The organism is Paenibacillus mucilaginosus 3016, assembly GCF_000250655.1.
GTDB classification, from domain to species: Bacteria; Bacillota; Bacilli; order Paenibacillales; family NBRC-103111; genus Paenibacillus_G; species Paenibacillus_G mucilaginosus.
Genome location: NC_016935.1, coordinates 7760970 through 7779435, shown reverse-complemented (window position 1 = coordinate 7779435; position 18466 = coordinate 7760970). Strand labels below are relative to the sequence as shown.

Annotated in this window: 12 protein-coding genes and 2 pseudogenes; 10 read left to right on the top strand and 4 right to left on the bottom strand. The window is 61.7% G+C overall.

The genetic code is table 11. The annotated features are described in order from the left end of the window. Nucleotides 1–15 precede the first annotated feature (15 nt). From PM3016_RS32280 to PM3016_RS32270, 3 genes are all read left to right on the top strand, one after another. Complete coding sequence (locus PM3016_RS32280) at nt 16–1977, top strand: dihydroorotate dehydrogenase (RefSeq protein WP_014372272.1); 1962 nt, start codon at nt 16–18, stop codon at nt 1975–1977. 233 nt (nt 1978–2210) lie between these two features. Beyond that, entirely contained in the window at nt 2211–2516 is a 306-nt protein-coding gene (locus PM3016_RS40530) for a PAS domain S-box protein (protein WP_238540373.1), read from the top strand. Further along, nucleotides 2482–5706: a PAS domain S-box protein gene (locus tag PM3016_RS32270; RefSeq protein ID WP_238540372.1), complete on the top strand. Its 3225-nt coding sequence runs from the start codon at nt 2482–2484 to the stop codon at nt 5704–5706. The genes PM3016_RS40530 and PM3016_RS32270 overlap by 35 nt, the downstream gene beginning before the upstream one ends. 249 nt (nt 5707–5955) lie before the next feature. Here the strand turns inward: PM3016_RS32270 and PM3016_RS32265 are convergent, their stop codons facing one another. Both PM3016_RS32265 and PM3016_RS32260 read right to left on the bottom strand, forming a co-directional pair. Next, nucleotides 5956–6684 carry a CGNR zinc finger domain-containing protein gene (locus tag PM3016_RS32265; RefSeq protein ID WP_014372271.1) on the bottom strand — a complete coding sequence of 243 codons (729 nt, stop codon included), beginning with the start codon at nt 6682–6684 and terminating at the stop codon, nt 5956–5958. Between the two features lie 501 nt (nt 6685–7185). After that, entirely contained in the window at nt 7186–7497 is a 312-nt protein-coding gene (locus tag PM3016_RS32260) for a Dabb family protein (protein ID WP_014372270.1), read from the bottom strand. Nucleotides 7498–7684: 187 nt separating this feature from the next. Here PM3016_RS32260 and PM3016_RS32255 point away from each other — a divergent pair, with 187 nt between their 5' ends. The 3 genes from PM3016_RS32255 (at nt 7685) to PM3016_RS32240 (ending at nt 11581) form a co-directional block, all read left to right on the top strand. Continuing rightward, nucleotides 7685–8191 (top strand): tellurite resistance TerB family protein, encoded by a 507-nt coding sequence (locus PM3016_RS32255; RefSeq protein ID WP_013920645.1) that lies wholly within the window; start codon nt 7685–7687, stop codon nt 8189–8191. Nucleotides 8192–8688: 497 nt separating this feature from the next. After that, a complete protein-coding gene (locus PM3016_RS32245; protein WP_041619330.1) occupies nt 8689–10125 on the top strand; it encodes an RtcB family protein in 1437 nt (478 codons plus the stop codon). Between the two features lie 106 nt (nt 10126–10231). Continuing rightward, nucleotides 10232–11581: an AAA family ATPase gene (locus PM3016_RS32240; protein WP_013920643.1), complete on the top strand. Its 1350-nt coding sequence runs from the start codon at nt 10232–10234 to the stop codon at nt 11579–11581. Between the two features lie 123 nt (nt 11582–11704). Here the strand turns inward: PM3016_RS32240 and PM3016_RS32235 are convergent, their stop codons facing one another. Both PM3016_RS32235 and PM3016_RS32230 read right to left on the bottom strand, forming a co-directional pair. Continuing rightward, complete coding sequence (locus tag PM3016_RS32235) at nt 11705–14104, bottom strand: stalk domain-containing protein (protein WP_014372268.1); 2400 nt, start codon at nt 14102–14104, stop codon at nt 11705–11707. Between the two features lie 225 nt (nt 14105–14329). Further along, entirely contained in the window at nt 14330–15715 is a 1386-nt protein-coding gene (locus PM3016_RS32230; RefSeq protein ID WP_014372267.1) for a hypothetical protein, read from the bottom strand. Between the two features lie 182 nt (nt 15716–15897). On the opposite strand from PM3016_RS32230, the pseudogene PM3016_RS32225 reads away from it, so the two are divergent. The 4 genes and pseudogenes from PM3016_RS32225 (at nt 15898) to PM3016_RS32215 (ending at nt 18440) form a co-directional block, all read left to right on the top strand. After that, nucleotides 15898–16669 (top strand): annotated as a pseudogene (locus PM3016_RS32225) (NUDIX domain-containing protein). 175 nt (nt 16670–16844) lie between these two features. Next, a pseudogene (locus tag PM3016_RS41630) lies at nt 16845–16946 on the top strand (nicotinamide mononucleotide transporter); the annotation flags it as partial. Between the two features lie 73 nt (nt 16947–17019). Continuing rightward, entirely contained in the window at nt 17020–17397 is a 378-nt protein-coding gene (gene pnuC / locus PM3016_RS32220; protein WP_014372265.1) for a nicotinamide riboside transporter PnuC, read from the top strand. Next, nucleotides 17394–18440, top strand: coding sequence for an AAA family ATPase (locus PM3016_RS32215; protein ID WP_013920638.1), 1047 nt, complete (start codon nt 17394–17396; stop codon nt 18438–18440). The genes pnuC and PM3016_RS32215 overlap by 4 nt, the downstream gene beginning before the upstream one ends. The last annotated feature ends 26 nt before the right edge of the window (nt 18441–18466 follow it).

The window sequence follows — 18466 nt, the reverse complement described above, 5'->3', positions numbered from 1 at the left end:
TTAAGGAGGAAAGGTATGCCGGATTGGTCTTATCAATCCTTGTTCCGCCCGCTTCTGTTCCGTCTGCCTTCCCTTCCGGCCCGCGATCTGACGCTCGGGGCGATGGGGCTGCTCAGCCGGATCCCGGGCGGTACGTTCGTGATCAAGACGCTCGGCCATATGGAATCGCACCCGATCCTGGAAGGGGAGCTGTGCGGCATACCCGTGAAGTATCCGGTCGGCCTCAGCGGCTCGCTGGATATCCGCGGGGCGGCCCAGAAAGCGCTGGCGCAGTTCGGCTTCGGCTTCATGGAGATCGGCCCGGTCACCGTAAGGGAGATCCCCGGGAGCCTGCCCGTCGGCCGGGATACCGCTGAGGAGACGCTGGTGTATCCCGAGCCGGCCGTAAACGTTGGGCTGGAGCGTCTGCTGGGCCGGCTGGCCCGGGGAGAGGGGCACACCCTCCCCCGCTTCTTCCGCCTGCGGCCGATGCCCGGCGCTTCCCCGGCGGAGGCGTCCGCGCAGCTGAAGGAGATGGCCGCGAAGCTGGCCCCTTATGCGGCCGGCTTCCACATCGACGTGCTGACACCGGAGGTCCGGGACAGCTGGACGCTGGAAGCGGCGGCCGGGGTGATGCGGGCGGTACGGGAAGCGGGGGCCGCAGAGCCGGAGCAGGGCGGCCGGCCGATGCTGTTCTACCTGCCGCTCGACTTCACCGCGGCGGGCTTCGCGGCACTGCTGCCCTTCCTGCGGCAGCAGGCGTGGGACGGCCTCGTGGTCGGCGAGGCCGTCTACTCGGCGCAGGGAGCGGCCCATATCGGCCGAGGAGGCCTGGAGCCCGCACTGGCGCAGCTGAGGCGGGTCCGCAGCGCGCTCGGCCCCGGGCTCCCGCTGGTCGCCGCTGCGGGGATCCACCAGCCGCAGGATGCGCTGGATGCAGTGGAGGCGGGAGCGGATGCGGTACTGCTGCACAGCGGGCTCGTCTTCTCGGGGCCGGGGCTGCCGAAGCGGATCAACGAGGCGCTGATCTACGAGAAGGTGCGCGGAGCGGCGCCTCCCGCCCTGCCTTCCTTCTGGGCGCATTGGGGCTGGATGTGCCTGCTCGGGCTCGGCATGATCCTCGGCGGGGTGCTGGCCTGGATGATCGCGGCCACCACCGTCGTGCTGCCTTATGACGTGAGCTTCCTCGGCATGGACCCGGCTCTGCTGGACCTGGCGAACAGCGGCATCCTGCGCTTCATGTCCCATGACCGGGTCACCCTGGCGGGCACGATGATCTCCATCGGCGTCGTCTACTTCCAGCTCGCTTATCACGGCCTGCGGCACGGGCAGCACTGGACGCGCACGGCGCTGATGACCTCCGGGCTTGTCGGCTTCAGCTCGTTCTTCCTGTACCTCGGCTACGGCTACTTTGACCCGCTCCATGCGCTGGCGGCCGCGCTGCTCCTGCCGATGTTCGTGCTGGCGATGCGGGCGCCAGCGGATCGGCCGTCCTATGAGCCGGCAGGTCGGCTCAACAGCCCGGAGTGGCGGCTCGCGCAGCTCGGACAGCTCCTGTTCGTCGTCTTGGGCTTCGCCCTGGCTGCCGGCGGGGTCATTATCGCTTCGATCGGCATCACCCGGGTGTTCGTTCCGACGGACCTCGAGTACCTGTGTGCGACCCCGGAGATGCTGAATGAGATCAACGCGCGGCTGATTCCGCTCATCGCGCATGACCGGGCCGGCTTCGGCGGTGCGCTGTTCTCCGATGCGCTGGCCGTGCTGATTATCGCCCTCTGGGGCATCGGGGAGGGGCGGCGGTGGGTATGGTGGACGCTGGCGCTGGGAGGCCTGCCGGCTTTCCTGGCCGGCTTCAGCGTTCATTACTTCATCGGCTACACGAGCTTCATCCACCTGCTGCCGGCCTATTTTGCCTTCATGCTGTACGCCCTGGGTCTCGTGTTCCTCTATCCGTATATGATGGGGCGGGCGGCTGCCCGGAAGGATGAGGCCCGGTGACCTTGCTTGAGTGCGGATGGAGTGCGGGCGCCGGACTAATCCGTCCTTCGGCCGGTTTCCTGCCCGGTGCACAGGAAGCATAATCGTGAGGCCCGGGCGGCAGCTGCCCGGGTCCGCATTGGATAATCCGGCCGCAGGCCCTATAATGGGAGCGTGTACATTTACGGACAACAGGGAGGGGCATGGACTTCGGTAACGCCGGTGCCCTCATCCCCCGGGAAAGGAAGTTGGACTTGGAGACGAACAAAACGGAGCGGCTCAGACAGATCATCTCGGAGGGCGGAGCGTACAAGTCCCTGTATCACAATCATCCCGATGCCATCTATGTGATGGACACTGGCGGCTGTTACATCGACGCGAATCCTTCGGTGGAGCGGATTACCGGCTACACCGTGGACGAGTTCATCGGACTGCCCTGCAGGCGGCTCCTGACGGAGGAGAAGCTGGAGAAGCGCAGGCGGCATCTGGCTGAGGCTTTGGAGGGGCGTCCGAGCTCCTTCGAGATTGATTTTTTTTCGCAAGGACGGCATCCTCATTGACCTGCAGGTCACCTATGTGCCGATCACGGCGGAAGGCACGGTTGTCGGCATCTACGGACTCGCCAAAGATGTGACGGGGCAGCGGGAGATGGAGCGGAGGTGGAAGGAGTCCGACGAGCTGTACCGCCTCATCTCGGAGAATGCGCAGGATGTCATCTCCTACAGCACGCCGGATGGGGGTTGCCGGTACATCTCCCCGTCGGTGGAGCCGCAGCTCGGTTACCGGCCGGAAGAGCTGGTCGGGACGCAGCTGAAGGATCTCTACCATCCGGAGGATGCTGCACAGATGAACAACCGGACCGGCGGAAATCATTTGCTGAACACCGGGCGTGTGCGCCACAAGGACGGACACTATGTCTGGTTCGAGACCACCGTCAAGCTGATCCGGGATGCCGGAGGCCGAGTGGACAAGATTATCGGCATCGGCCGCAATATCAGTGAGCGCAAGGCGGCCGAGGAAGAGCTGCGCCGCAGCGGGGAAAGCCTCGCCCAGGCCCAGCAGGTGGCGAAGCTCGGGTTCTGGAGCATGGACCTTGCGACAAGGGAGTTCTATTGCTCGGATGACCTGCTGGGCATGTACGGATTGCCGGCCGGAGAGGCGGTTGCGGACTATAGGGTATTCGTGGACTGCATCCATCCGGAGGACCGTCCCGCATTCGATGAAGAACTGCGGCGCTCGAGGGTAGGGGCGCCGGACGGCATGGAGTACCGCGTCCGACTGGCCGATGGCACGGAGAAGTTCGTTCACTCGCGGTGGAGCACCATACGGGACGAGCAGGGGAATGAGGTGCGGCGCATCGGAACCGTTCAGGATATCACGGAGCGCCGGCGGATGGAGGAGCGGGTGCGCGAAAGCGAGAAGCGGTACCGGCTGCTCTCGGAGCATTCGATGGATCTCATTTCGCTGCATGCGGCCGATGAACGGGCGACCTACCTGTACGCCTCTCCGTCCTCGGCTGCCCTGCTGGGTTACGAGCCGGAGGAGCTCCTGGGCAGCAGTGCCTACGATTATTTTCACCCGGAAGACGCTGCGCTCGTGAGCGACTATCTCTCCGCCAATCTGCGGGCACAGGGCATCTACACGGTAACGTACCGCGTCCGGCATAAGAGAGGGCATTACGTCTGGTTCGAGAGTACGGGCAGGTATACGTATGATGCCATGACAGGTGCAGGACTGGAGATTATCGCGGTATCCCGCGACATAACGGAACGCAAGGAAGCGGAGCAGCGCCTGCAGGAGAGCGAGCAGCGGTACAAGTCGCTCTTCGAGTACAACCCGGCCAGCGTGTATTCGTTCGATCTCGAGGGGTGCTACCTCTCCGTGAATGCGAATCTTCAGGAGCTGAGCGGGTATACCCGGGAGGAGCTGCTCGGCATGTCTTTCGCCGAAGTGGTGGACCCCCGGGAGCTGCCGCGCACGAGAATGCACTTCGAACGGGCTGCTGCGGGAAGCCCCCAATATTACGAGACGGCGATCATCCATAAGGAGGGGCGCCGCATCGATATCAGCGTAGCCAATGTGCCCATTGTTGTGGGGGCGCGCGTGGTCGGGGTGTACGGGATCGCGAACGATATTACCGAGCGCAAAAGGTACATCAAGCAGATCGAGCAGCTGAGCTACCGTCACACGCTCATTCTGGATTCCGTGTCCGAGGGCATCTTCGGGGTGGACCGTGAAGGCCGTCTCATCTTCATGAATCCGGCAGGGGCGGACATGTCCGGCTATGGGATTCAAGAGCTGCTCGGGGCCGAGGTTTTCCGCCTCCTGCAGCATGCCCATGTGGATGGGAGTCCTTACAAAGCCGGCGAGGCCCCCGTTCACCGTACGCTTCGGGATGGGCGGAGCCGCCAGGTGAGCGACGAAGTGTTCTGGCGCAAGGACGGCTCCAGCTTTCTCGTCGAGTACAGCGTGAACCCGATGCTGGACGGGGGGAGTATTCAAGGGGCCGTCGTCGTCTTCCGGGACATGTCCGGAGAACGAGAGATTCTGCGGGCGAAGGAGTCGGCGGAGCGGGCGGCCGATGCCAAGAGCGAATTTCTGGCGATGATGAGCCATGAGCTGCGCACCCCGATGAACGGGATCATCGGCATGACGGAGCTGCTGCTGGAGACGGAGCTGACGGAGGAGCAGAGAGAGTACGGGGAGATCGTCCGCCAGAGTTCGCAGGCGCTGCTGCTCCTGCTGAACGATGTGCTGGATTTCTCCAAGATCGAGGCGGGCAAAATGCCGCTGGACCCGGGACCCTTCGATCTGCGGTCTCTGCTGGACGGCGTTCTCGAGCTGTTCCGGCCGCGCTCGGCCGAAAAGGACATTGAGCTCTCGTGCCGGCTGGCCCCGGACCTGCCGCTCATCCTCACCGGGGACAGCGCCAAGGTCCGGCAGGTGCTCGTCAATCTCGTCGGCAATGCTGTCAAGTTCACGGAGCGCGGCGGCGTCCTGGTGAATGTCCGGCGCATCCCGGTGCGGGAGCCGGGCGGGCTGCTCGTCGAATTCGCCGTGCAGGATACGGGCATCGGGATTCCTGCGGAGCGGCTTGGCGAACTCTTCCAGTCGTTCTCCCAGCTGCATCCGGTCATTACCCGCAAGTATGGCGGTACCGGACTGGGCCTGGCCATCTGCAAAAAGCTGACTGAGCTCATGGGCGGCTACATCACCGTGGCCAGCGAGTGGGAGCGGGGTTCGACGTTCCGTTTTGTGCTGCCCTTCGGGGGGGCCGAAGACGCGGATGAGGGCGGTGCTCCTGCGGCGGCAACGCCGGAAGAAGATCAGGCCGGCCCGGCGCCGGAGGAGAGCGGGCTGTACGGGGTACGGGTGCTCGTGGCCGAGGACCACCCCGTGAACCGTCAGCTTCTCCTGCGCATCCTGGAGAAGCTCGGGTGCCGGGCGGACTTCGCCGAGAATGGGGCGGAGGCCGTAGAAGCGGTGCTCTCCCGGCCGTACGATGCCGTGCTGATGGACGTGCAGATGCCGGTCATGGACGGCACGGAGGCCGCCCGTACGCTCTTCCGTCGTCTGCCGCCGGAGTGCGTGCCGCCGATCATTGCCGTCACGGCCCACGCGAGGCCGGAGGACCGGGAGGCCTGCCTGCGCAGCGGGATGAAGGATTTCCTGCCGAAACCGGTGCGTAAGCAGGAGGTGGAGCGGGTGCTCCGCCACTGGGCCGGCAGGCCGGCCGCAGGCAGGGAGTGACCGAAGGCGGGAGGCAGGCTGCTGCTCAGCGTGCCGCGTAGACGGCTGGGGCCGGGGCGTTAGGCTCGCCGGCACGCGGCGAGCTTGGCAGCCCGGGGCTCACTGCCGGAGCGGTCCGCTCCCGCAGGGGGGGAACCCCGTTGGTCCCTCGGGGCCAGTCCGTGTATGCTGCCCGGCCCCGCCTCTGTGCGGCATCGGGTCTCCGGGCAGGGGCAGCACGCATGTGTCCGGCGCAAACCATAAGAAGCCTCAGCCTGGGCGGGCACTGCCGCCCAGGCTGAGGCCTTTTTCAACGGCCGGAATGAATCCCGCCACGTCCGCGGTCTTGCCTGACGATTCAGGTGCTTCGCTACTCCAATGCCGTACCGTTTCCTTCGGAAGCGGTATTTTTTTGCGCTTGTAGTGCAGGCCTACCTTGATGCGGTTGCCGCAGCCGGCCATGGAGCACCAGCGGCGTGATTGGTTGCGGCTGTTGTCGTAGAAGTACAGGATGCAGGCCGGGTTCTCGCAGCGCTTCAGCTTGCCGGGCTCGAGCGACTGCAGGAACAGCGCGGCTTCCTCCCAGAACAGCCCGGGCAGGTGCTCCAGCGCGTAGACGCGCTCCGTCCGGAAGGCGCCCCCTTCCGTGCGGACCTGAAGGCAGCCGGGATGGCGCTGCAGCGCATCGTTCCAGAGGCTGCGCATGTCTTCCGGAGGCCAGGACCCGCCCCGGAGCAGCTGTTCGAAGCCGTCCTCCAGCCGCGTCCGCAGCTCGAGGATTTCGGCGTACAGCTCCTCTTCCCTGCCGGCCGGAAGCTGTGCCACCGCTGGCTGGATGAGAGAGGAACGGCCGCTTTCCCCGAGCCAGCGGAGGACATCGCCGAAGGCGGGGATAAGCTCCACACGGCTGCCCGAGGCGATGATCCGGGTATTGACGAAGTCGACGACCCAGTGGTTGCCGATCCATAGGAAGGGTGATGGCATTTTGGATTCTTTCATAAGAGCGGTCCTCCTCGTGTTGTCTTTTTATTCTAACCTGTAAATTAGGTATTTACAAGTTAAACCAAAATCGATAATATAATACCCGTAAGTACATTATGATGGTTAAAAGGAGAGTGCGGAGCATGAAAACAGGGCATGTCGGGTTGAACGTTACGGATCTGGACCGGTCGGCGGCATCTTCTTCCTGGATCCGGACGGAGTCCGGCTGGAGATCTACGTGCCCGAGGGCGTGCAGGGGTATGCCCATACCCACACCGAGGGGCCGGCCTGCGGGTTCTTCTGATGAGGTTCCACGAAGGGAGCTGCGGATGCAGGAGGCGGCGGGTGTGGACGGATCTTCCAGGGAACAAACCAAAAGAAGCTTAACCGGCGGCTGCGGACAGCGACGCTTGGCTAAGCTTCTTTTGGTGAGGATCGTTTGGCCGGAAGGCGCTTGGACAAAAAGGGGACCGCGGTGGGTTAGGCAGCCGGCTTAGGCAGCGATCCTAGGTAGCGATCCTAGGTAGCGATCGGATAGTCGATGACAACCACGTTCTTCAGAATACCGTCCAGCGACCGGACGAACTCCTGATGTACCGGGTGCGGGCCGTAAGCGCGCAGGGCCTCCAGACTGTCGAAGGTGACCCGCAGGCCCAGCGTATAGTCGTGAATGTTGTCTTTCTCCTCGGTCATATTGACGCCGGCTGTCACCTCGACAATACCGGGAATCCGGCCCTTGAAGGCATGCAGCTGCTCCAGCAGCCCGCGTTCGATCTCCGGGCCGATCGGCTTGTGGAATCGGAAAGCTACGATATGTTCATACATGGACATGTTCACCTCATCTTTTGGTGCTCATGATACGCTGTTCGAAGTCAGGATTCAAGGGGAATCCAGGGAAATCCGTCCTGATAAATAAAAAGCATAAACCTGTCTGAAACCATCCGGAGGCTCGTCCGTATGAACGGGTATCGGGCGGCACAGCCGGCCCAGGCTACATAAATCAGGGAGGGTTCCACTCATGGGTTTGTTTGATATGTTCAAAGGCGATAAATCAACGGAAGGCATGACACCTCACTTCGCATTCGCGACTTCGCTTCTCTACATGATGCAGTCCGACGGAGAGATGGATAACGAGGAAGTGGGCCAGCTGCTGGCGGTGCTCGGCGGCGAGAAGAGCGGCGGCACGATCGGCGTAGGCGCGAACAACCGCGCGCTGCTCGACCGCGCGCTGAAGTACATTCGTTCGAACTCCATCGATACGTTCCTGAAGGAAGCGGCTCCGATCCTGACCGATGCGCAGAAAATGTGTATTCTCGTCAACCTCGTCGACTCCTCGCTGGCGGACGGCGAACCGGAGCGCCAGGAGCAGGAGCTCTTCGCGAAGTTCCTGACGGCCTTCAACATTACGGAGCAGAGATTCACTCCATTCTTCGAGGTCATCATGCTGAAGAATGACCGTTCGGTGTTCCTCGACCAGAGCCATCCGAAGAATCAGCCTGGCTATCAAGTCAGCCTGAACGTATAAGCGAACATCCCTGTTCCAAGCAAGGGGAAGCCCGGCAGCGCAGTGCGCAGCCGGGCTTTTTGCTGTGTATGGAGGACGGAAATGGGGGCTCGGGGAACCCGGTTCCTTCCTCTGTGCTTGAAGCGTAACGCGCACTGTCCGAACATAGGGCTCCTCGGGCCGCTGATCTCGTGTTGCTGGAAGGCGGCGCTCCGGCAGCGGGGGCGGTACAAATTCGTTTATACCGAAGCTCTCCCTCCACAGGAGGCGCTCGGTGGCTGTATCATAAGCCTATCTCATACGACAAGGAGGCCGGACGCCATGATGAAAGAGCAGAAATTCAGGGGGGCCCGTACAGGTCATCCCAGCTTCTCCGGCCTCTACGGACCCCAAACGTAATGCGCATTCCGTTCGACTTTTATTCGGGACTCTAATCATTTGACGTATGAATTAACTTATATGGCAGGCGGACTGCCGCGGTACAAGAATGCAGAAGGAGGAAGTTGACTTTCTTTATTATGAACGACATCAAGGATTGGGAAGATGAGTATTACCGCAGGATGCGGCTGCCGGCGGGGGACCTGCACGTGTATGCGAATCGGGAGCTGTTCGAGGCGATGGAGACCCAGGTATTCACCATGGCGAACAACAACCTGCAGATACCGGGAGGGCATTACCTGAGCTATACGCCGGACGTCCATGTGGGCGTCGGGACCTGCATCGGCACAACGGCGGTGTGGCGGGCGGAGGAGGCGTACGTTTCGCCGTCGATCGTCGGCAGCGACATCGGCTGCGGCATGCGGGTGCATGTGACGAATCTGCAGCGGGAAGAGCTGCAGGATCTGAAGCTGCGCCGCAAGCTGGTGCGGGCCGTGGAGAAGCTGCTGCCGGCGGACAGTCAGAGCAGGGGGCAGTTCGCTGACTTCCGGCTGGAAGAGGTGGTGCGGAAGGGGCTGCACGGACTGCCGCGCAAGTACGTGCCGGACGCTTATACGCCGAAGAAAGCCACCTCGCTCTCTCACGTCGAGCACAGCCGGTTCCGCTTCGATGAGGAATACCTGGAGCGGATGCCCGAGGCGGCCTGGCACCGGGGGCACCGGCAGCTCGGAACGCTGGGGAGCGGGAACCATTTTGCCGAGATCCAGGCGCTGGAGATTCCCGAAGAGGCCCGTGCCACCGCGGAGCAGTGGGGACTGAAGGACGGGCAGATCATCGTCATGATCCACTCGGGATCCCGGGCGTGGGGCGGCGCGGTCAATGAGCTGGCCGGCCGGGAAGTGGCGAAGTGGATGCGCAGCAGCGGCATGGGCACGGCGGACCCGAAGCTCGCCTTCGCCCCGCTGGACAGCGAAGCCGGGCAGCTGTACCTGCACCTGATGTACTCGGCGCTGAACTATGCCGTCGTGAACCGGCATCTGATCGCCTATGCCATCCGCGAGGCGGCGAAGGACGTATTCGGCTCCCGCTTCGAGATGCGGACGCTGTACGACCTCATGCATAACTATGCATGGGAAGAGGAGCACGAAGGCGAAGCTTACTTCGTGCACCGTAAGGGAGCGACGCGGGCGCTGCCGCCGGGCCATCCGGACAACCCGGAGCCCTACCGTGCGACGGGTCATCCGGCGCTGATCCCCGGCTCGATGGGGACCGCGTCCTACCTCATGGCGGGCCTGCCGCAGGGGCGGGCGAATTATCATTCGATCTGCCACGGGGCGGGCCGGGTCCGCTCGCGGAGTGCGACGAAGCGGCTGGTCAGCGCAGGGGACTTCGCTTCTGCCCTTGGGGTCGGCACGCCGGACGAGGTCGTCGTCAACCAGCGGAGCCTGGAGGCGATCGTGGACGAGGCGCCGCAGGCCTACAAGGATGTGGACGCGATCATCGACAGCGTGGTCGGTGCCGGACTCGCGGGTGTCGTGGCGAAGTGCGTGCCGCTTGCGGTCATTAAGGGCGTATAGTATTCAGCTTTCTATTTCTTATAAACGCGCATGGTCCTTAAAGGACTGTGAGGCCGTTGATCTTGCTCTGTTAACACTTCACTTCGGAAAGGATACGATAAGCATTTTGGCAAGGGGATTAACGATTGATGATCTTAACGAACGGGCAGCCGGCCGCAGCAGCGATGGTTCGATAGGGGCTGCCGCCGGGCTGCTCTTCCGGCAGGAGGAAGCGCGCGGACTGCAGGGGATGGGGGACTACCCCCAATATGCACAGGTAACGGAGAAGATCGAGGCCCTGCTGCGGGAGCGGACGGGGAAGTCCTTCACGCTGTACCTGCAGGACGATTACGGGCGGCAGTTGTGGCAGGTGCTGGAGGAGGACGTCAAGAAGGGAAGCCGGGACGTCGAGCATCTCGCTTCCGTCTATGAAGGGCTGGAGACGAAGGCTTTTACTTCCGAGGAGGAGAGCGGGGACGAGGAGCCGGGGGTGTTCCCTACGCTCCGCAACAACCTGTTCTTCTATGCGCAGCGCGGCGTGGCGCTGGCCCAGGTGCCGGTGTTCCGCAGGCAGGGCCTGGATATGGAGGATTTCATCTGGGCGGAGGATGATGACTGCATGAAGGGCTTCACCGCCTATGTGCGGGACAGGCGGCGGGATACGGACCGCCGGAGGGTCACCGTGTTCACCGATACAAGGGAGGGCCTTGAGATCGAGAAGATGAGCATTACCCGCGGGGTCGGCCGGGACGAGGTGGTGATGGATGCGGCGCTGAAGACCGAAATCTTCCGGTCGATCGACGAATTTTTCGCGGGGGACCGGCAGTTCTTCCGGGATTACGGGATCCCGTACAAAAGGGGGCTGCTCCTCTACGGCCGGCCGGGCAACGGGAAGACGACGCTCGTGAAGTCGATTGCGGGCAGCGTGCAGGCGCCGGTGGCGTACTGGCAGATTACCGAGCACACCTCGTCCTATTCGGTCCAGCAGGTGTTTTCGAATGCCGTGAGTCTCGCTCCCATGGTGCTTGTCATTGAGGACATCGATTCCATGCCGGAGAATGTGCGGTCCTTCTTCCTCAACACGCTGGACGGGGCGACTTCCAAGGAGGGTGTCTTCCTGATCGGCACCACGAATTACCCGGAACGTATCGACCCCGCGCTCATGAACCGTGCAGGCCGGTTCGACCGGGCCTATGAGATCCGGCTGCCGGATGAGGCGCAGCGCCTTCACTACCTGACGCTGAAGCGTCTCGGGGAGCTGTGCGGCGAAGAAGCGCTCGCTGCGGCGGCCCGGGGAGCCGAGGGATTCTCGTTCGCCCAGCTGAACGAGCTGTACGTCTCGGCGGCATTCCGGATGCACTATGAGAAGCGCGTGGATATCGCACAGCTTGTGCAGGAGATGCGGTCGGACCTCGGCCGGGCCGCTTCGCAGGTATGGCACTCGGCGGACGCGCCCCCGAAGGTCGGGTTCAGGTAGGGGCGCGAAGTGTGCCGAGAGACTGCCGCCAGGCAGTTAGGGTTGGTCTGGCATGGCGGTACGGTAACCCAAAAAAGGAGACAGGCCTTGGGCCATGTCTCCTTTTTTGGGGTGATGCATGCTTTACTGATCTTCCGGTGAGGAGGTCCACAAAGACGTGACGGGCCCAAGATCGTCTGACGCTTTGCCTTCAGGGAAGTAATTGAGCTTCAGCTCGGAGGACTTCTTCTGATGGCCTGTTTCGGTGTACGCGTAGAGCAGCGGGCCGTGGTATACCAGCACGAAGCATTGGTTCACTCCCGGCAGCTCTCCCCAGTGTCTTTGGACATAATCGTTCAGAAGCTCTTTTTTGGCAGCCTCGGAAAGGCTCTTGAAGGCTTCCAGCTCCGGCTCCCGGGCAAGATCAATCATCATAACAGCCTGCTGTGGAGTTAAACCGAAGTCCCAGAGGTCATCCTCTTGCAGACCGTCAACCACATAGTAATCCAGGCTCTTTTCCACCAGACGCTTCTTGTAGGCTTCGGTCTTCTCTGTGGCAAAGGTATCGGTGATGTAAGTGCCGTCGAAGAAGAGGCCCTCGGATACCGTTTTGCCGGTTGCATCGTACAAGATGCCTTGGCCGTCCGGCTTGCCCCGGAACACTTCACCGATGTAGAAGCTTCCATCGTCGAAGAAGAGTGTGCCCTCTCCGCTCAAATCTCCGTCCGTCACCTTGCCTTCAAACTGAACCTTGCCGGACGGGAAGTAAAACATGCCGGCCCCATTCGGTTGGCCGTAATAGAACTTGCCTTTATAGTGAAGCTTGCCTTCGATATAGAGCTCGCCGTTCCCGTATCGGTATCCGTCCTCGAAGTCTCCGCGGTAGACCACCACGCCGCCGCTGTACTCGATTCCGGGGCCGTTGCGGATGGAGCCCTTGTGCTCACCTTCGTAGATCAGTTCGCCGTTGGAATATTCTTTGACCTGCCCGAACAGTGCATCATTACTGAACGGACCCACAATTTTGGAACCGTTTTGGAAATATTGGGTGCCCTCGCCAGAACGTCCGTCGTTATCGAAGTTTCCTTCAAAAGCCGTGGTGCCGTCAGCAAAATACAGCTTGCCGGAACCCTGACGCTTGCCGCGGTCAAAGCCACCGACGTAGTAAGAGCCGTCACCGTAGACCAGCTTGCCCTGCCCCTGCATCAGGTTCTGCTGAAAGCCGCCTTCGTAAACCGACTTATTATACGGGTCAGTCAGTTTGCCTGAGCCTTCCATCGCCCCCTGGACGAAGGTGCCCTCGTACCATAGCTTGCCGTCGTGAAGATATTTTCCGCTGCCCTGGGGTAAGCCGTTCTCCGTCTCGCCTTCATATACGATTTGGTTAGAGTAGAGCGTTTCGTAGATAAGAGAAGCGGGAGTGGAGCGGATGAAGACGGTTCTTATATGATCCAGCCATTCGACATCCCGTCCGGTAGCTTCTCCTACGAACCTCAGCGGGACATATGTGCTTCCTTCCAGGAGCTTGGGAGCAACGGCGAGCTCCACCGCCTTTCCGTTGACGATGGCCTGTGGATTGTCAATCTGAAGCGTAAGCTTGAACCGGTCCCTGCTTCCGGTGACCGTTCGTGTGGCCCCGTCCCATGCTACGGTGAGCCCAAGCTGTTCAAATAAGCTGCGAAACGGTACGAGCGTACTGCCTTCGAGGATGACCGGAGCATGGTCGAATTCCAATTCCATATGATCCAGATAAATGGAGATGTCGGATGCGACAGCGCCGCTCTCTGCGCTTCCCACCGGTGCATCAGGGCTAAGCGTGACTTCCACGCCGCGGGATTTCAGGCTGTTAACCACTTCGGCCGACGCCGCATTCAGTGGATTGCCCGAAAGATCGGCTTGTTCCAGCGTGTCGATCGACAGGAGAGGTGAAATCTCTTCCACCGCATTGTCCGACAGATAGAGGTGATCAAGGGTCTTCGAGCTGCCGAGCGGCGTAATGTCCGTGATCCGGTTCTCGCTGATAATCAGCCAGTTCAGCGGCAGATGCTCGAGTGGACGCAGGTCGCTGATGCTGTTCTTGGAGATGAGCAGATCCGTAAGGGTCGAGACCCCGGAGAGCGGGGAAAGATCCTCAATCCCGTTGGCATCCAGCAGCAGCTTCGTCAGCGAGGGCAGGCCGGAGAGCGGGGAAAGATCCTTGATGCCCGTCTTCTGCAGAGCCAGCATCTCCAGCTTCTTCAGGCTCGCAATCGGCGTGAAATCTTCGATGGGATTGCCATCCAGCACCAGTGTATGCAGGTTCACAGCATACTCCAGTCCTTTGAGACTGTGAATGTCTTCCCCGCGGTAAGAGTACAGGGATGTGAGTTCCAGCAGGTCCTCCTTGGTTAGATTACCGGATGGCATGTCCAGCTGGTCGCGTACCAGGGCCTCCAGATTATCGTCCTCAATGACGGAATTCTCTGCCCAAGCGGAGGGAAGAGCAGCGGTGAGTCCTACGGCCGAAGCCAGAATAAGACTGAGCAGTCGGTGTCCAAAAGCCAAAGTGGTTCTCTCCTTCATATGTCTATGGTGTGTTGTTTGAATCTTACTGCCTCCATCTACTCTAGCACAGACTAGGAGATTTGAACTAGAGGAAAACACTAGAACGCAGGGCTTTTGCAGCGGTGTGCCGAGCCTCGGCCCATGGCAGCGTCAATCCAGGCACAAACCCAAAAGGGATGCGGTCGGAACCACATCCCTCATGCTAAGTCTGTATCCTGCTGCGGCTTACTTAAACCCGCCGAGCAGGTAATTGTAGAACGGCTCGTCGACCCAGAACGTATAGGAATCGACGCCCGCATCCGGCTTGATCTTCTTGATTCCGTCGGCGAAGGCCTGCGCCTGGTCGACAAGCGTGAAGGTCTGCGCATAGTAGCCGTCGCCCTGAATCACATTGTTCGCGATAAGCTTGTACTCCGGCAGCTCCGTCAGCGAATAGTAGAGCGGCTGCCACCACGAGCCGGTGATGAGGCCGTGCTGGTCTTCGCTGTTCTTTTTGGCATAGGCGGAAATGATGCCGTTGAACGTCTCCTTCTGCTCCGCGGTATCGAACTCGAAGGAGAGATCGTACTCGCGCGCATAGGCGATGCCGTTGCCGTTCTCCAGCGGGACGACCTTATAGTCCGGCGAGGTCTCGGGCTCGCCCCATTCCTTCAGATAGAGGAAGGCGGAGGTCTTCGGCTCGAGCTGGATCTTCGCCTGCAGCCCTTCGCTGCGCAGCAGGCCGATCAGCTGCACGGCATGGGCGATGTCGCTGTGCCCGTAGGTGAGGGAACGGGACTTGTCAAAGTGCGGGGCATACCGCTCATCCTTCAGGTTGTAGCCGGTGATGAGCCCCTCCTTCAGCGCCTGGTCGACGGCCGGCTGCAGGGCGGGCACCTCGATCAGCACCTGGGTGCGGTAGGCCTGCAGCAGCTTAGAGTAGACCTCGCTGTCGCCGGTCGTCGTCAGGTAATGCTTGTACTCGCCGCGCACCGAGAGGATCTGCCCGAGCAGCACGGCGGCAAACGCTTTGCCGGCCGGCGCCCACGGGTCGAAGGACGCGGCGTAGGCCTCAGGCAGCAGGCCGCTATCAGCCGCCGCCGCCAGCTCCTGGGCGGCCTGCAACGTCAGCCGGCCGTCACCGGGGTACGCCAGTCCGAGACGGGAGAGCGAAGCCTGCACCTTCTCCTGCGGATACGTGTAAGCGAGCTCCTTGAGCCCGGCGGCCTTCACGGCCAGATAGACGGCGGTGCCCCGGGTGAGCGGAGCGGCAGCCCCCACCGTGTCCGACGTGAGAATGCCCTGGCTGTATAAGGCGAGAGCCGGCCGGTACACGGCGTCGCTGACGGATACATCCGTGAAGGGGCCGGCAATGGCGGCGTCCCCGAGCTCCAGGATCTCCGCCGTTTCGGCGATAAAGTCCCCCTTGGTAGGCGCTGCAGGCAGGCTCAGCCCATAGCGGTCCTGCAGGAAGGCTTCGATGGCTGCAGGCGTCTCGGCCGATCCCGCGGCTGGAGCGGCGGAAGCCGGCTGGGCGGACGGGAAGCCGGAGGGGAGGGAGAGTCCCGAGAAGGCGAGAGAAACGGATAAGGCAAGGAGCGTACGAGTCCGGAAGGTGAAACGGTGCGGCATGCGAATTCCTCCTCATCATTTTTAGTTATTCCCATATGTATAGTAGGTTATGGAAAATCTTACTTGTCCCCGGACCGGCTGTCAATACTAAAGTAGGAAGACACCGGAGAAAATGGGGTTGACATTTTACTCAATATTGTCATAATGATATTATAAAAATGAAGATAAGGTGGAGGAAGCGTATGGCAGCCGAAAACGAAAGCAGCTACTCGGCAAAGAACTACCGCACACCGGATGGGGCGCCGGCCGACATTGTGATTTTCACGATCACTTCGGAGCCTCAGATGACCTCGACCAAATCGCTGCCGAAGCGGGAGCTGAAGGTGCTGCTCATCCAGCGCAAGGTGTGGCCGTACGAGGGGCACTGGGCTCTTCCCGGCGGCTTCTCGCGCGAGACCGAATCGATGTACGAGACGGCGCGGCGGGAGCTTCAGGAGGAAGCGGGCGTGGGGAACGTGCATATGGAGTACCTCAACGTCTACAGTCGTCCCGGGCGCGATCCGCGGGGGCTGGATTCTCTCCCATGTATTCTGTGCGCTGGTCCGGGAGGAGCAGCTGGCGGAGCGGAGGGCTTCCGACGATGCCGCGGATGTGGGGCTGTTCACCGTGGACGAAGCTCTGATGCGGATGGAGCTGGCGTTCGACCATAGAGAGATGATCGTCGAAGCGCTGGAGCATATCCGAGAGCGGATGCTGCTGACGCCGCTGGCCAAGGAATTTCTGCCTCCCGAGTTCACCCTCGGGGAGCTCTACCAGGTAATCCGTACGGTGGTGCCGACCTTCGAAGAGGCGAATTTCATAAGGAAGATGAAGTCGACCCAGAGCCGCAGCGGCATTCTTGAAGAGGTGCGGGATCATAAGGGCGAGCTCAAGAAGTCCAACGCCTACTCCCAGCGGGCCGCGCAGCTGTACCGGTTTACCGGGAATGTGCCGAAGCTGTCGCTGTACGGCTGACTATTTTTTTTACTCAATAATAAAGTCACTTTGATAGTATAAAAAGGAGAGTATGCTTATGAACCGGACATGGGAATGGGTTCTTCTGATCTTGGGGGCGGCCGGGTTCGCCGCGGCCACCTCCTCGTCGCTGCTCGAAGGGGCGGCGACCGCGACGGGACTGATGAGCGTCTGGCTGACGGCACGGCAGAACCTGTGGTGCTGGCCGGTCTCGCTGGTCAACGTCATCTGCTTTTTCTTCCTCTTCCGCGATGCGAAGCTGTATGCGGACATGTCGCTGCAGCTGCTGTACTTCGTGCTCAGCATCCAGGGCTGGATCGTGTGGATGACGGGGGAGAGGGGCGGCCGGTGTGCGGCCGACCCGCCGGTTGACCGGCCGTCAGGCCATCAGTGCGTTTCTTCTCCTCGCAGCCCTGTCGGCCGGATGGGGGCATGTGCTTGCCCGGTATACGGATGCCTCGATCCCGTATCTGGATGCGTTCATCGCTTCGCTCAGCCTCCTCGCCCAGTTCCTGCTCTCAAGCAAGGTGCTCGAGAACTGGCTGCTCTGGATCACCGTCGACGTGCTGTCGGTGGGGATGTACGCTTATAAGGAGCTGTATGGAGTGGCGCTGCTGTATGCCGTGTTTCTCGCTATTGCCGCGGGTGGCTGGGTTCAGTGGCATCGGGAGTACCGCAGGCAGCGGACGGCCTCCTTGCAGGTCAGCGATGCGGAGGTGGGAATATGAATGCAGGTGCCCAAGGAACCCTCGGCCTCACGCTCGGGAAATTTGCGCCTCTGCACAAGGGGCATCAATATATGATCGAGACGGGGCTGAAGGAGACGGACCATCTCATCGTCGTGATCTACGACTGCCCCGAGACGACGGACATTCCGCTGACGGTGCGCGCCGGCTGGATTCGGAGCCTCTACCCGGAGGCCGAGGTGATCGAAGCATGGGACGGCCCGGCGGAGACGGGGTATACGCCGCGGATCCAGAAGCTGCAGGAGGATTATATCCTGGGGCTGCTGGGCGGCCGCCGCGTGACGCATTTCTTTTCGAGCGAGCCGTACGGCGATCATATGAGCCGCAGGCTCGGGGCTGTGAACCGGCAGGTCGATCCGGCACGAACCGTCTTTCCGGTCTCGGGGACGGCCGTCAGGCAGAAGCCGTACGCGAACCGCGCTTACGTGGACGGACTCGTCTACCGCGACCTGATCACGAGAGTGGTGCTGCTCGGGGCGCCCTCCACGGGCAAGACGACGCTGGCTTCCGCCCTGGCCGAGGCGCACGGCACCGTCTGGATGCCGGAGTACGGGCGCGAATATTGGGCGGCACACCAGCGGGACCGGCGCCTGACCCCCGAACAGCTCGTCGAACTGGCCGAAGGTCACGTAGTGCGGGAAGAGGAGCTGGCGGGCGAGGCGGACGGGGTGTTTTTTACGGATACGAATGCGGTCACGACCTACCTCTTCTCCCTGGATTACCACGGCATGGCGCTGCCCCGGCTGGAAGAGCTCGCGAGGAAGGCGGCCTTCGCGTACGATCTCGTCTTCCTGTGCGGTGATGAGATTCCGTACGACGACACGTGGGACCGGTCGGGAGAGGTTCATCGCGGCAAGTTCCAGAAGCGGTTCACCGCGCTGCTCAAGGAGTGGCGTGTGCCTTATATTGAAGTAAGCGGTACGCTCGAAGAGCGGGTGGCCGCGGTGTCGGCCGTGCTCCAGGCGTACCGCAGGTATGAGAGTCTGGGCAATCGGTGGGCTTCGGGGCTGCAGGCAAGCAGGTAGAGGGCCCCTGTGCGAAGGGAGAGGAG

Coding starts and splice junctions, on each gene's coding strand:
- PM3016_RS32245 (WP_041619330.1), top strand. CDS start 8,689: ATGAACGACATCAAGGATTGGGAAGATGAGTATTACCGCAGGATGCGG.
- PM3016_RS32280 (WP_014372272.1), top strand. CDS start 16: ATGCCGGATTGGTCTTATCAATCCTTGTTCCGCCCGCTTCTGTTCCGT.
- PM3016_RS32255 (WP_013920645.1), top strand. CDS start 7,685: ATGGGTTTGTTTGATATGTTCAAAGGCGATAAATCAACGGAAGGCATG.
- PM3016_RS32215 (WP_013920638.1), top strand. CDS start 17,394: ATGAATGCAGGTGCCCAAGGAACCCTCGGCCTCACGCTCGGGAAATTT.
- PM3016_RS32260 (WP_014372270.1), bottom strand. CDS start 7,497: ATGTCCATGTATGAACATATCGTAGCTTTCCGATTCCACAAGCCGATC.
- PM3016_RS32230 (WP_014372267.1), bottom strand. CDS start 15,715: ATGCCGCACCGTTTCACCTTCCGGACTCGTACGCTCCTTGCCTTATCC.
- PM3016_RS32265 (WP_014372271.1), bottom strand. CDS start 6,684: ATGAAAGAATCCAAAATGCCATCACCCTTCCTATGGATCGGCAACCAC.